This window comes from Stenotrophomonas sp. YJH_SMC_19 (assembly GCF_059367915.1).
The window spans coordinates 1-13,436 of the sequence record NZ_JCAFRI010000008.1; the positions used below are offsets into that span (position 1 = coordinate 1).

The following is a 13,436-nucleotide window of genomic DNA, read 5'->3' on the forward strand; positions in this document are numbered from 1 at the left end:
CTCCAGCAACTGTTCGGGCGGATCAAGGGAGATTCCGGCGTGGGCGCCAAGCTACATGGCGATCGTCGAGATCCAGGCTCGTACGGCGGCCCACGCCGGCTCTCGACACCTACGCTGACAGATTTTCATCAGATAAGGCTTAGCCGCGCCATCCATGGCGCGGATACCCCGCCCGGCCCCACCCCTCCGACCTCTGACAGATCTCTGTGGCGTCCACCCACGGAAGAGAAAAAGAAGAGCAAGAGCAAAAGCAAAAGCGGCCCTTCGGCCGCTTTTTTCATGCGCGCAGAACCCACGAGCGCAGCGACCCGCTGTTGCCCTTGATCTTCTTTTTCCTTCTCCGTGGGCTGGCCGCACACGGAACCTGTCAGGGGCCGGGCGGGTTGGGTTCGCGGGGGTGTCCGCGGCATGGATGCCGCGGCCAAGCCTACAGGGACGTACTTGCGGCGTCCCCCGCGAACCCAACCCGCCCGGCCAACCCCATGACAAGCATTCCGCGACCAACCCACGAGGGGCTGCGCCGTTGGCTGGAAACTACGCCACCGCGCGAAACACCAACGCCAGGATCGCCGGCACCGCCTGGATCATGAAAATGCGGCGGCTCACGCTGTAGGCGCCATAGCACCCTGCCACCACCACGCAGGCCAGCGAGAACGTCACCAGCACCGGCTGCCCGATCACCAGCCCCACCACGATGCCTGCTGCCAGAAAGCCGTTGTACAGGCCCTGGTTGGCCGCCAGCACCCGCGTGGCCTCCACCTTCTCCGGCGTGTTGCGGAAGGTCTTCAGGCCCAGCGGGCGGGCCCACAGGAACATCTCCAGCACCAGGAAATAGACGTGCAGCAGGGCGACGAGCAACGTCAGGGTGAGTGCGATCCAGTACATGGGCAGTTCCTTGGACAGGGATGGGGGTCGGGCCCCGGAAAATCAGCGGTCGCGCGGCAGTTTCTTTTCTTCGCGCAGTACACCGAACGCGGCTGCGGTCATGCACGCGGCCACCAGCATGCCGCCGATGAACACCACGTGCGAGCCGAACAATGACAGGCCCTTGTGCACCCAGGCAAAGCTCAGGTCCGCACCGCGGTAGACCACGGTATCGATCGCTGCGCCGGCCTTGTAGCGCCACTGCCGGTCCACGCGCGTGTAGATGGTCTCGCGCGCCGGCTTGGCCAGTGCAAATTCGCTGGCGCGGGTCATCACCTGCACCACCGCGACCATCAACGGCATCGGCGAGGCTGCCAGCACCGAGAAGCCGATCAGGATCGCGAAACCGGGAATCAGCAGCGCCGGCGCGATGCCGTGGCGCGACAGCAGCCAGCGGGTCAGGCCCACCTGCATCAGCAGCGCCAGCGCGTTCACCGCCAGGTCGATGCGCGAGAAGAACGCGGTACTGGCCGCCGGGTCAGTGAACGCCGCGCGCACGATTGCAGCCTGCTGGTTGTAGAGCAGCGTCCCCACGCCCACGCCGAACACCACCATGATCGCCAGCCAGCGCAGCAACGGCTCGCGCACGATCAGTTTCAGGCCATCCAGCACGCTGCCGCCCATCGGCTTCTCACCCGATACCAACTGCTGCTCCTGCTCGCGCAGCACCGCCCAGTGCCGCAGGCGCCAGATGCAGAACAAGCAGATCGCCAGGAAACCGGCCGACACCAGCATCAGGTTGGCGATGCCCACGCGCTGCACCAGCGCACTGGTGATGACCGGACCAAGGAAGGCACCGACGGTGCCCGCCGCGCCGATGTAGCCATAGAAGGCCCGGGCCTGCACATTGGAGAAGACATCGGCCATGAAACTCCAGAACACCGCCACTGCGAACAGGTTGAAGACGGTGATCCAGAAGAAGAAAGCCATGCCGCGGCCAGGCACGCCGCTGTCGAACATCATGTAGAAGCCAAGCAGGGTCACGATGAAGAACCCATACACCGCCGGCAGGAACACCCGTCGCGGGAAGCGGCTGACCAGCCAGCCGTACACCGGCTGCAGCACCAGCATGATCACGAACACGCAGGAGAACAGGAACTGCAGGACGAAGTCCTTCAACGCGATGCCATGACTGGCGAACCAGGCGATCAGCACGGGCGGGAACACCGTTTCCAGGTCCGCCGAGGCGGCCATGGCTTCACGCACCGGACGCAGCACGTAGTAGCCGCTGAGCAGGCAGAAGAAGTACAGGAACGACCACCACAGCGCCGGGGACTCGCGCAGTGCCGCCATCAGCCCCTGCAGCGGGCCCTTCTCTCGTACCGCGCTCACGCGGCGTCCCTCGCCAGATGACGGCGGTTGGACAGCGGCATGGCAGGCTCCGGGGCGGTGAAGCGCGTACGTTATCCAATGCACTGCAACATCGCCAGCAGGTGGCCGTCTGAAGGCCGCAACGCGGTGTCATGACCGGGTCCGGATGACACGTTCCGATACACGCTTTCGAGGCGTCAAAATCCCAACTTTTTCAACGAGATGCGCATTCATCTTCGCTTTGTTTGTGCACAGAGGAAAAGCGGCGCTAGAATCGCCATCAGCAGTCGCGCACGGGTCCCACCGATGAAAAAGAACAGCCTGCGTCGTCCGATCCGTTCGGCGGCCACCGGTTTGCTGGGCATGTTGATGCCTGTTGCCTTGTCCACCACCGCGCAGACCCCGCCGCCGTTGCCGCCGATGCCGGCCAACATCGAGTCCGCTGCGGCCACCGCCGTTGCCCACACCCAGCCGGCGGCCTACCGTACCGGGCTGGTGCCGCAGGTGCAGGCGCCCGCCGCAGGCTTCAACGTCGCCAATATCGAATCGATGGCGCAGCAGCTCACCTATGGCGAGCGCGTGCCGGGCATGGCCGTGGCCATCGTGCAGGGCGGCCGCATCCTCAGCGCGCGCGGCTATGGCGTCACTGACGTCAACAATCCGCTGCCGGTCGATGCGCACACCGTGTTCCGCCTGGCGTCGCTGTCCAAGGCCTTCGCCGGCACCATGGCCGGACTACTGGTCAACGACGGCACGCTGCGCTGGGACAGCAAGGTCACCGACTACGTGCCGGGCTTCCGCCTCAACTCGCCCGAAGCCACCGACCGCCTGACCGTGGCCGATGTGCTCAGCCACCGCGTCGGCCTGCCCTACAACGCCTACGACCGCGACATCGAAGGCAATGCCGAGTACTACGCGCTGACCCAGAAACTGGCCAACACCAGCCTGAAGTGCCTGCCGGGCGACTGCTACGCCTACCAGAACGTGGCCTTCAGCCTGATCGGCGACGTCGTCTATGCCGCCTCCGGCAGCTTCTACGAGCAGTCGGTCGAGCGCCGCATCTTCAAGCCGCTGGGCATGAACGATGCCAGCCTCGGCCTGGCCGGCATCCAGGCCAGCTCGCGCTGGGCGCGTCCGCACGTGCGCAGCCGCAACGGCTGGGTGTCGCTGACACCGAAGCCGACCTACTACCGTGTTGCCCCGGCGGCTGGCGTCAACGCCAGCGCCAGCGACATGGCGCAGTGGCTGCTGGCGCACACCGGCCATCGCCCCGATGTGCTGCCGGCACCGTTGCTGGCTACCCTGCATTCGAGCCTGATCAACACTCCCGGCGAGATGCGTTCGGGCTGGCGCCGCGAGCGCCTGCACTCGGCCGGCTACGCGCTGGGCTGGCGCACCTTCGACTACGCCGGCCACGACGTGGTGTTCCATGCCGGTGCCGTACAGGGCTACCGCGGCCTGGTCGCGCTGGTCCCCGAACGCGATCTCGGCATCGCCATCATGTGGAATGGCGAGAGCGGCCTGCCCAGCGGCCTGCTGCCGACCGTGCTCGATTCCGCGCTCGGCCTGCCGGCACAGCGCTGGCTGGATGTGGACACCGACTTCGGCAGCGACAACCTGATGGCCGAAGGTGCAAGCCCGGCGCAGCAGGACAAGCGCAAGGGCAAGGGCGCTTCCAGCAACCGCGCGGTGGCGTCGCCGCGCTGATCAGGCGGGCGCGACCGTGAGCATGAAGGGCGGCCTGCAGGCCGCCCTTTTTGTTGGCTGTTGTGGAATCGAGCCGCGCTCGACTCTACAAACGGAGGGCTAATGCGCGAAGTAGTGCATGCCGCCGTCCACCGGAATCACCGCACCGGTGATGTAACCGGCCAGCGGCGAGGCGAGGAATGCCACCAGCGGCGCCACTTCTTCCGGCTCACCGAAGCGCCCGATCGGGATGTTACTGGCGATGAACGCGCGTCGGCTTTCCTCGGTGGGATGCAGGCGGTCCAGGATCTGCGGGCTGTTGATCCGACCCGGCGCAATGGCATTCACCGTGATGCCCTGCCCGGCCACCTCCGACGACAGCCCCTTGCTCCACAGATGCAGCGCTGCTTTCGCCGCGGTGGCGGCATTCACCGAACGGGGCTCCATCGAACCGCTGAAGTTGATCACCCGCCCCCATCCCTGCGCCTGCATCGCCGGCAGCAGTGCCTGGGTCAGCCGTCGTGCGGCAGAGAAGTTCAGCGCCAATGCCTCCTCCCAGATCGAGTCGGCTGCATCGACGGTCGTTGGCCGCGAACCGCCAGCCGCGTTGACCAGGATGTCCACCCGCTGCAACGCCGCCAGCGACGCGTCAGCAATGCGTCGCACGTCCCCGGCGTCAGTGACATCGCCCAGCAGGATGATCGGCGCGGGTGCGCCCGCCGCTTCGATCCCTGCCGCCAGCGCCTGCAGCGGTGCCTGCCGCCGTGACGAGATGGCAACACGTACGCCCTGCGCGGCCAGTTGCCTGGCGACAGCGGCACCGATGCCACTGCCCGCCCCGGTGACCAGCGCTGTGCGTCCCTCAAGATTCAAATCCATCGTGTTCTCCTTTCAGCACGGCCGGTGGATCCGGCCCCTGCAGTGCATGCTGTTTGATCACCCGTGATTGATAAACTCCGCAAAAGTTTCAGCATTCAACACCCGGAGTTTCAGATGAACCTGCTGGAAAGCATGCAGGTGTACGTGCTGATCGTGGACAAGGGCAGCCTCAGCGCTGCAGCGGCAGCACTGGCCATCTCCCCGACGATGGCCGGCAAGCACCTGCGTGCGTTGGAGGCGCGGCTGGGCATGCAGTTGCTCAGTCGTACCACCCGGCGCCAGCACATGACGCCGTTCGGGGAGGACTACTACGCCCGCTGCCGGGAGATCCTGCGGCTGGTGGAGGAAACCGATGCTCAGGCCCAGTACCAGCACCTGGCACCTGCAGGCACGCTGCGCATCAGCGCGCCGGTGATCTTCGGCACGCATGCGCTGGTACCGGCGTTGGCCGATTACATGGCGCGCTACCCCGACGTGCGTGTCGACGCGGTGCTGACCGACCGCGTGGTCGACCTCGCAGAGGAGGGTTTCGAAGCAGCCCTGCGCATCGGCACGCTGGCCGACAGCAGCGTGCTGGTGGCACGTGCATTGGCACCGTATCGCTTGATGATGTGCGCCTCGCCCGGATACCTCGCCCGGCACGGTACGCCCTCCGACCTGCTGGCGCTTGCCCGGCACCAATGCCTGTCCTTCGAACCCAGCGCGCTGGCGCAGTGGCTGCAGGCCGATGCTGGCGGGCTCGGCCATGTGCCCACAGGTCGACTGCAGATCAACAACGGCGAAGCGCTGCGTACAGCGGCGCTGCATGGGCTGGGCATCGTGCTGCAATCGGCACTGCTTCTGGCCGCGGATGTCGAGGCTGGGCGGCTGGTGCAGCTGTTTCCCGAACACGGCCACGCGGGGCGGCCGATGCACGTGGTCTACGCCCACGACCGCTACCCCTCGACCCGCCTGCGCAGCTTCATCGATTTCCTGGTGGAGCGCTTTCCACCGGCGCCGCACCGCTAGCATCGACCGTCAGCAAGGCGGTCGAGCATGGCTCGACGCTACCAATGGCCCCATAAAAAAACCCCCTCCCCGCTGGGCAGCCAGGGAAGGGGTTTCAGGATGCGGCTATCGGGAAGTACTTAGATCAGCGGCGCCGGGGTTGCCGGCAGAGCGACCGGAGCGGCCTTCTTCTTGCGGGCGGCCGGCTTGCGCTTGGCAACCTTCTTCGCTGCCTTCTTCGGGGCAGCCTTCTTGGTGGCCTTCTTCGCGGTCTTCTTCACTGCCTTCTTGGCGGTCTTCTTGACGGCCTTCTTGGCAGTCGCCTTCTTCGCGACCTTCTTGGCCGGCTTGCGGGCCGTTGCCTTCTTGGCAGTCTTCTTGGTGGCCTTCTTGGCTACCTTCTTGACGGCCTTCTTCGCGGTCTTCTTGGCAGGAGACTTCTTGGCTACCTTCTTCGCCGCCTTCTTCACTGCCTTCTTCGCAGTGGCCTTCTTGGCGACCTTCTTCGCAGCCTTCTTCACTGCCTTCTTGGCGGTCGCCTTCTTCGCGACCTTCTTCACTGCCTTCTTGGCAGCGGCCTTCTTCGCGACCTTCTTCACCGCCTTCTTGGCGGCGGGCTTTTTCTTCGCAGCTTTCTTGGTTGCCATGGGATGGCTCCTCGTCAGTGATAGGGAGTTGAAACGCCCAGGTGGATCAAACCCGCGGATGCTGCGTGCGGGGACCGCCGGCGCGTCAAGCGCGCCGTTACGGATGCGGCAATGCCCGCCTCGATCGGCGGAGCGGGCATCGGAACGGGAGGTGCCTTGCATTTCTCCGGGGGAAGCGGGGCCATGTCCACCGTCATCTGGGTCGCGGTGGTCTTGAAGGGGCTGCTTCGCATCGGACGATTGATTCTGCGCACTCGGTTTGGCAGGCAAGGTCTGCTGAGGCGAAACCTAATCACGGTTTTTTTTACTGTCAACAACCCCCGCGAAAAATTTTCACATCCGCGCCATCCGCGGTGTTGCCTGCACGGTCGCGACGCTCCGCCCTCGACGACCAACGAAGCACCACGCACGCGCGTTGCCTGCAGCAACAACAACGCAAGCGTTGAACAAAAACCACTTGAAATAGGCACTCTGCGCAGATGCATGCATGTTGGCGGCCACTGCATGCACGCAGCGCCGGCACCGGCCGGTGCCGGCATCAGCGCCAGCACAACGGCACCGCAACGGGGGGCGAAAAGTTTTCACATCCGGACGCGTCGGCGCGGGGCGGAAACGCGGATTTGCGCAAAACTGCGCACGCCCCTCGGTACCGTTCGCGGGTCTGCTGATGCCGCGTCGAGGGCGCGCAGCAAACCCTGCGTCATGAGCCGACGTACTCGCCAAAACAAAAACGGCCACCCGAAGGTGGCCGTTGCAGAACCCGGAAACGACGACTCAGTGGTCGTCGTTCTCCAGGGCTTCGGCGTACGCGTCCGGGTCCAGCAGCTCGTTGACCTCTTCAGCGTTGGTCAGTTCGACCACGAACATCCAACCTTCGCCGTAGGCATCTTCGTTGATGGTTTCCGGCTTGTCGGACAGGGCCGAGTTGACCTCGACAACCTTGCCGCTGATCGGGCTGTAGACGTCCGAGGCGGCCTTCACCGACTCGACGACGGCGATCTGTTCGCCGGCCTTGGCGTCGGCGCCGACTTCCGGCAGTTCGACGTAGACCAGGTCACCCAGCAGGCCCTGGGCATGGTCGGAAATACCGACGGTGACGCGGCCATTGCCTTCGACACGGGCCCACTCATGGGACTTGAGGAACTTGAGGTCGCCGGGGATCTCGCTCATGGGACTGCTCCAGAGATATGCAGGGGTGGAAAAAACGGGGCTAGTGTAACCAACCGGCCGCCACTGCTGTCAGTGACGACCGGCATGTCCGGATCAGGCGTCGGCGAGCACGCCGGGCTGGGCCTGGCCTTCGCGCACGAACGGGAACTTGACCACGCGCACCGGCACCTGCCGGCCGCGGATGTCGACGGTGACCTCGCCGAGTTCACCGGCGGGCACGCGGGCAAAAGCGATGCCCTTGGCCAGGGTCGGCGAGAAGGTGCCGGACAGGATCTCGCCCTGGCCGCCAGCGGTGGTCACCGCCTGGCCGTGGCGCAGCACGCCCTTCTCGTCCATCACCAGGCCGATCATCTGGCGTGCTGTGCCGGCAGCCTTCTGCGCTTCCAGCGCGTCGCGACCGATGAAGTCGCGGCCTTCGTCCAGCGACACCGTCCAGGCCAGCGCCGCTTCGTACGGGCTGATCTCTTCGTCCATGTCCTGGCCGTACAGGTTCATGCCGGCTTCCAGGCGCAACGTGTCGCGTGCGCCGAGACCGGCCGGCTTCACGCCCGCCGCCAGCAGGCGGTTCCAGAACGCGACCACCGCGTCCTGCGGCAGCAGGATTTCGAAGCCGTCTTCGCCGGTGTAACCGGTGCGGGCGACGAACAGCTCGACGCCGTCGTCGGACTGCACCTGCAGGGCGGCGAAGCGGCCCAGCTTGGTCAGCGCCTCGCGCTCGGATTCGCGGGCCAGGCCGATCACGATCGCGCGCGCCTGCGGGCCCTGCACGGCCAGGATGGCCAGGTCCGGGCGCTGCTCGACGCTGACGCCGAACGGCGCGGCCTGCTCGCGCAGCCAGGCCAGGTCCTTTTCGCGGGTGGAGGCGTTGACCACCATGCGGAAGAAATCGTCGCCCAGGTAGTAGACGATCAGGTCGTCGATGACGCCGCCGCGCGGATTCAGCATGCACGAGTACAGCGCCTTGCCCGGCACCTTCAGCTTGTCGACCGAGTTGGCCAGCAGGCGGCGCAGGAACGGCTTGACCTGGTCACCGCGCAGGTCGACCACGGTCATGTGGCTGACGTCGAACACACCCGACTCGCGACGCACCAGGTGGTGCTCGTCCAGCTGCGAGCCGTAGTGGATGGGCATGTCCCAACCCCCGAAATCGACCATCTTGGCGCCAAGGGCGCGGTGGGTATCGTTGAGCAGCGTCTTCTGGGTCATGACCGGGTCCGGCAGCAGAGGAAACAAGAATCCCCATTATCCCAGATCGGTCGCCCGCAGGTCGCGCCGCAGCGCAGCGGCCATCTGCAAGCACACCTCATGCGACCGCGCCCGCTGGCCTTGACGACCCGCGGACGCGGCCAAACCACCGCAGCCTCAGCCCTGGGCCACCGCCTCGACCACCAGCACCGTGCCCTGCACGCTGCGCACCCGCACCCACGTACCTGCAGGCAACTCCGGGCCGCTGACCTGCCAGTACGCGTCGTCGATGCTGACCCGGCCCTGCCCACCAACGATACCCTGCTGCAACGGCACCACCCGTCCGACCAGTTGTTCGGCGCGGCGGTTGAGCAACGGTGCATCGCTGGGTCGCGCCCTTGCCTTGCCCCAGCGCCGGTAGCACTGGATCGAGACAACGCTCAGCACGACGAAGGCAACGACCTGCCACAGCAATGGAATGCCGCTGAACACCGCAACCAGTACGAACACCGCCGCCGCGCCAATGCCGATCCACAGCATGAACGCCCCGGGCGCCAACGCCTCGGCGGCAAACAGCAGCAGCGCCAGCGCGCCCCAACCGACGACTTCCCAGCGCATGTCAGCCTCCGAGCGGCGGCGGCCGCTTGCCGGCGGCCTTGTTGTCCTGGCTGGCCAGCGCCTGCTTCGCCAGTTCGGCCACGCCGGCGATCGAACCGATCACGCCACTGGCCTCCATCGGCATCAGCACCAGCTTCTGGTTCGGCGAACTGGCCAGCTCCTTGAACGCTTCCACGTACTTCTGGGCAACGAAGTAGTTGATCGCCTGCACGTCGCCCTCGGCAATCGCCGCCGACACCACCTTGGTCGCCATTGCTTCGGCCTCGGCCAGGCGTTCGCGCGCCTCGGCATCGCGGAATGCAGCTTCGCGACGGCCTTCGGCCTCCAGCACGGTGGCCTGCTTTTCGCCATCGGCACGCAGGATCTCCGACTGGCGTGAACCCTCTGCCTCTAGAATCTGCGCGCGCTTCTCGCGCTCGGCCTTCATCTGCCGCGCCATCGCATCCAGCAGGTCGCGCGGCGGCTGGATGTCGCGGATCTCGATGCGGTTGACCTTCACACCCCACGGGTTGGTGGCATGGTCGACCACGCTCAGCAGCTGGGCATTGATCACCTCGCGCTGGCTGAGCGATTCATCCAGGTCCATCGAACCGATCACGGTACGGATGTTGGTCTGCACCAGGGCGATCATCGCCACTTCCAGGTTGGCCACCTCATAGGCAGCCTTGGCGGCATCCAGTACCTGGAAGAACACCACGCCGTCCACGCGCACGGCGGCGTTGTCCTTGGTGATCACTTCCTGGCTGGGTACATCCAGCACCTGCTCCATCATGTTCACCTTGCGCCCGACCCCGTACACGATCGGAATCAGGAAGTGCAGGCCGGGGGTCATGGTGTGCGTGTAGCGCCCGAAGCGCTCGACGGTCCATTCGTACCCCTGCGGCACCATCCGTACCGCCTTGAACAGGATCACCACGGCCACGAAGGCCAGCACCACGGTAAAGAACATGGTCGGGAACATCTTGCTTTCCTTATCTATGACGTCCAGGCCCCAGCATAGCGCGTGAAGGCCGCATTCACAGCGGAGCTACCAGGGCATGCGCCCGCGCAGGATGTCGGCGAACATCACCCAGTCGCCCATGAACGAGTACAGCGGGTGCTGGAAGGTGCCCGGGCGGTTCTTCTCGAAAAAGAAATGGCCAACCCAGGCAAAGCTGTAACCGCAGAACAGGGCAGCCAGCAGCAGCACCGGCTGCCCACGCAGGATCGCTGCCGCGACCAGCAGCAGTACGCCGCAGCTGCCGATGAAGTGCAGCCGGCGCGATACCGGGTGGCGATGCTCGCTGAGGTAGAACGGATAGAACTCGCGGAAGCTGGCGAAGCGGGACATGCGCGTGCTCCGGGAACCAGGGTCGTCGCCATCATGCACCATCGCTGACCTTGTGGCGCCGAGCCATGCCCGGCTTGCGCGCGCCAGCGCGGTCGGAAGGAGGCGCAGCCACGCATGGCCCGGCTCTACACCGATGAGGTGCGCGGCCCGAACATGATCACCGCCATGCCGGCCAGGCACAGGGCTGCACCGAACAGGTCCCAGCGGCTGGGGCGGATGCCGTCGACCAGCCACAACCAGAACAGCGCGGTGCCGATGTACACGCCACCGTAGGCGGCATAGACCCGTCCACTGGCAGTCGGGTGCAGAGTCAGCAGCCACGCGAACAGGGCCAGGCTGGCCGCGGCCGGCAACAACAACCAGACGCTGCCGCCCTTGCGCAGCCATACCCAGGGCAGGTAGTAGCCGACGATCTCGGCCAGCGCGGTCAGCAGGAACAGGCCCAGCGTCTTCACGCTTTCTCCGCCGCCTTGGCCTGCTGCCACAACGCTTCCTGCGCATCCAGGCCCATCGCAGCCAGCGCCCCACCCTGCGCGTCGGCCTGCGCTTCCATCGCGCGGAAGCGGCGTTCGAACTTGTGGTTGGCCCCGCGCAGCGCCGCACCCAGGTCGATGTCGGCATGGCGCGCCAGGTTGGCGCAGACGAACAGCAGGTCGCCGAGCTCTTCCTGCAGCCGCGCCTTGTTGCCCGCGATATCGCCGCGCTCGAACTCCTCGCGCAGTTCCTGCAGTTCCTCGGCCGCCTTGTCCAGCACCGGCAACGGGCCGGGCCAGTCGAAGCCGACCTTGGCCGCACGCGACTGCAACTTCACCGCCCGCTGCCATTCCGGCAGCCCGCGCGAAATGCCGGCCAGCGCGGAGGTGTCCTGCTCGCCCTTGGCGGCACGCTCGGCACGCTTGATCGCATCCCAGTTGCGCGTCACGCCGTCGGCATCGTCGACGCTCACGTCGGCGAACACGTGCGGGTGACGGCGCTGCATCTTGTCGCTGATCGCGCGTGCGACCTCGGCGAAGGCAAAGGCCCCCTGCTCTTCGGCCATGCGCGCATGGAACACCACCTGCAGCAGCAGGTCGCCCAGCTCGTCACAGAGATCGTCGAGATCGCCACGGTCGATCGCATCGGCCACCTCGTAGGCTTCCTCGATGGTGTACGGCGCGATGGTTGCGAAGTTCTGCTCCAGATCCCACGGGCAGCCGCCCTGCGGGTCGCGCAGGCGCGCCATGATCGCCAGCAGGCGCTCCAGCTCGTGGGCGGCGGCGCTGCCGGTGGTGGGGGTGTCGTGCGCGCTCATGCGGCCTCCAGGGTCAGTCGGACAACCAGTCGCGCCATGGCAGGCTGGTATCACCAAGGGCAATGAAATCGCCGTTCAACAGGGTTTCGCGGCGGTTGTAGCGGAACGGCTTGCCGGTCGCGGCCGACAGCACGGCGCCGCCGGCGGCATGCAGCACGCATTGGCCGGCAGCGGTATCCCATTCGGAGGTCGGGCCCAGCCGAGGGTAGACATCCAGGCCGCCTTCGGCGATCCGGCAGAATTTCAGCGACGAGCCCTGCGCGATGGTCTCGATGCGGCCCATGCGCGCCAGCAGCGCCTCGGTTTCCGGCGAGCGGTGCGAACGACTGGCGGCAACGCGCAGCGGGGCGGTGGCCGGCGTGCGGGTGCGCAGCACGGTGTCGTGCAGGCCCTGCCGGCGATAGGCCAGCTCGCCACGCATGGCGTGCCAGACGATGCCGGTGACCGGCGCCAGCACCACGCCGAAAGCCGGTGCGCCCTGGTAGATCAGGGCGATGTTGACGCTGAACTCGCCATTGCGCTTGACGAACTCGCGGGTGCCGTCGAGCGGATCCACCAGCCAGTACGCGCCCCAGTGGCGGCGGTGCTCCCAAGGCACCTGCGCCGATTCCTCCGACAGGATCGGCAGGTCCGGGGTCAGCTGGCGCAGGCCCAGTTCGATGACCTGGTTGGCGGCCAGGTCGGCGGCGGTGACCGGGCTGTCGTCGTCCTTGATCTGCACCTCGAAGCCATCGGCGTACACCTGCATGATGGCCTGTCCGGCTTCCTGGGCGATGGCGATGGCGGTCTCGCGCAGGTCCGTGGTCAGTTTGATCATCGCGTTCCCTGCAGCCACTGGCGAGCGATGAACAGCGCCGCCAGCGAGCGTCCCTCGGAGAAGTCCTCGCGCAGCATCAGCTGGTCCAGTTCGGCCAGCTTCCACGGCACCACCTCCAGTTCTTCCGGCTCGTCGCCGGCCAGCTTTTCCGGATACAGGTCGCGTGCCACCACCAGCCACGACTGGTGGCTCATGTAGGTGGGGGCCAGGGTCATCGCGCGCAGCACGTCGACCCGGCGTGCACCGTACCCGGCCTCTTCCTTCAGCTCGCGGTCGGCGGCCTCCCCGGGGGTTTCGCCGGCGTCGATCCGGCCCTTGACCAGGCCCAGTTCATAGCGGTGCATGCCAGCGGCGTATTCACGAACCAGCAGCACCGTCTCGTCATCGAGCATCGGCACCACCACCACCGCACCATGGCCACGGCTGACCAGGCGTTCGAAGCGGCGGCGTTCCCCGTTGGAGAACTCCAGGTCCAGGTGCTGGCGCTGGAAGGGGCCGTTCTCCTCATCGGTGATCCGATGGATGATCGGCAAGCGCCGGCCGGCACGGTCATCGTTCATGCGGAATCTCCGCGGCGGCCGGCGCCAGCGC

General features: G+C 66.3%; 15 protein-coding genes. 2 read left to right on the forward strand and 13 right to left on the reverse strand.

Annotation, left to right across the window (positions count from 1 at the left end):
• Window positions 1–534: 534 nt before the first annotated feature.
• Both AC5P5R_RS10405 and AC5P5R_RS10410 read right to left on the reverse strand, forming a co-directional pair.
• Window positions 535–885 carry a DUF1304 domain-containing protein gene (locus AC5P5R_RS10405; RefSeq protein ID WP_495226374.1) on the reverse strand — a complete coding sequence of 117 codons (351 nt, stop codon included), beginning with the start codon at window positions 883–885 and terminating at the stop codon, window positions 535–537.
• A 42-nt stretch (window positions 886–927) separates the two neighbouring features.
• Window positions 928–2,217 carry an NTP/NDP exchange transporter gene (locus tag AC5P5R_RS10410; RefSeq protein ID WP_171956642.1) on the reverse strand — a complete coding sequence of 430 codons (1,290 nt, stop codon included), beginning with the start codon at window positions 2,215–2,217 and terminating at the stop codon, window positions 928–930.
• A gap of 324 nt (window positions 2,218–2,541) precedes the next feature.
• Here AC5P5R_RS10410 and AC5P5R_RS10415 point away from each other — a divergent pair, with 324 nt between their 5' ends.
• On the forward strand, window positions 2,542–3,942 hold the full coding sequence (locus AC5P5R_RS10415) for a serine hydrolase domain-containing protein (RefSeq protein WP_005410697.1): 1,401 nt from the start codon (window positions 2,542–2,544) through the stop codon (window positions 3,940–3,942).
• A 99-nt stretch (window positions 3,943–4,041) separates the two neighbouring features.
• Here the strand turns inward: AC5P5R_RS10415 and AC5P5R_RS10420 are convergent, their stop codons facing one another.
• Window positions 4,042–4,800: an SDR family NAD(P)-dependent oxidoreductase gene (locus AC5P5R_RS10420; RefSeq protein WP_076739152.1), complete on the reverse strand. Its 759-nt coding sequence runs from the start codon at window positions 4,798–4,800 to the stop codon at window positions 4,042–4,044.
• 114 nt (window positions 4,801–4,914) lie between these two features.
• Between AC5P5R_RS10420 and AC5P5R_RS10425 the strand changes: the two genes are divergently transcribed.
• Window positions 4,915–5,808, forward strand: a complete 894-nt coding sequence (locus AC5P5R_RS10425; protein WP_005414244.1) for a LysR substrate-binding domain-containing protein — start codon at window positions 4,915–4,917, stop codon at window positions 5,806–5,808.
• 119 nt (window positions 5,809–5,927) lie between these two features.
• Here AC5P5R_RS10425 and AC5P5R_RS10430 read toward each other — a convergent pair whose 3' ends face one another.
• From AC5P5R_RS10430 to nudE, 10 genes are all read right to left on the reverse strand, one after another.
• Window positions 5,928–6,434, reverse strand: coding sequence for a hypothetical protein (locus AC5P5R_RS10430; protein ID WP_005410700.1), 507 nt, complete (start codon window positions 6,432–6,434; stop codon window positions 5,928–5,930).
• Window positions 6,435–7,208: 774 nt separating this feature from the next.
• On the reverse strand, window positions 7,209–7,604 hold the full coding sequence (gene gcvH, locus AC5P5R_RS10435) for a glycine cleavage system protein GcvH (RefSeq protein WP_005410701.1): 396 nt from the start codon (window positions 7,602–7,604) through the stop codon (window positions 7,209–7,211).
• A gap of 93 nt (window positions 7,605–7,697) precedes the next feature.
• Window positions 7,698–8,810, reverse strand: coding sequence for a glycine cleavage system aminomethyltransferase GcvT (gcvT, locus tag AC5P5R_RS10440; RefSeq protein WP_024958146.1), 1,113 nt, complete (start codon window positions 8,808–8,810; stop codon window positions 7,698–7,700).
• Window positions 8,811–8,966: 156 nt separating this feature from the next.
• A complete protein-coding gene (locus AC5P5R_RS10445) occupies window positions 8,967–9,407 on the reverse strand; it encodes an NfeD family protein (protein WP_005410703.1) in 441 nt (146 codons plus the stop codon).
• Between the two features lies 1 nt (window position 9,408).
• The gene (locus AC5P5R_RS10450; protein WP_005410704.1) at window positions 9,409–10,368 is read right to left on the reverse strand and encodes an SPFH domain-containing protein; all 960 of its coding nucleotides are present in this window, start codon (window positions 10,366–10,368) and stop codon (window positions 9,409–9,411) included.
• 66 nt (window positions 10,369–10,434) lie between these two features.
• A complete protein-coding gene (locus AC5P5R_RS10455; RefSeq protein WP_043034495.1) occupies window positions 10,435–10,737 on the reverse strand; it encodes an Mpo1-like protein in 303 nt (100 codons plus the stop codon).
• A 125-nt stretch (window positions 10,738–10,862) separates the two neighbouring features.
• Complete coding sequence (locus AC5P5R_RS10460) at window positions 10,863–11,192, reverse strand: YnfA family protein (RefSeq protein WP_164281747.1); 330 nt, start codon at window positions 11,190–11,192, stop codon at window positions 10,863–10,865.
• Entirely contained in the window at window positions 11,189–12,028 is an 840-nt protein-coding gene (mazG, locus tag AC5P5R_RS10465; protein ID WP_043034493.1) for a nucleoside triphosphate pyrophosphohydrolase, read from the reverse strand. The genes AC5P5R_RS10460 and mazG overlap by 4 nt, the downstream gene beginning before the upstream one ends.
• 13 nt (window positions 12,029–12,041) lie before the next feature.
• Entirely contained in the window at window positions 12,042–12,845 is an 804-nt protein-coding gene (gene cysQ, locus AC5P5R_RS10470) for a 3'(2'),5'-bisphosphate nucleotidase CysQ (protein WP_005410708.1), read from the reverse strand.
• On the reverse strand, window positions 12,842–13,405 hold the full coding sequence (gene nudE / locus AC5P5R_RS10475; RefSeq protein ID WP_005414246.1) for an ADP compounds hydrolase NudE: 564 nt from the start codon (window positions 13,403–13,405) through the stop codon (window positions 12,842–12,844). Before nudE ends, cysQ begins: the two co-directional genes overlap by 4 nt.
• Window positions 13,406–13,436: the final 31 nt, after the last annotated feature.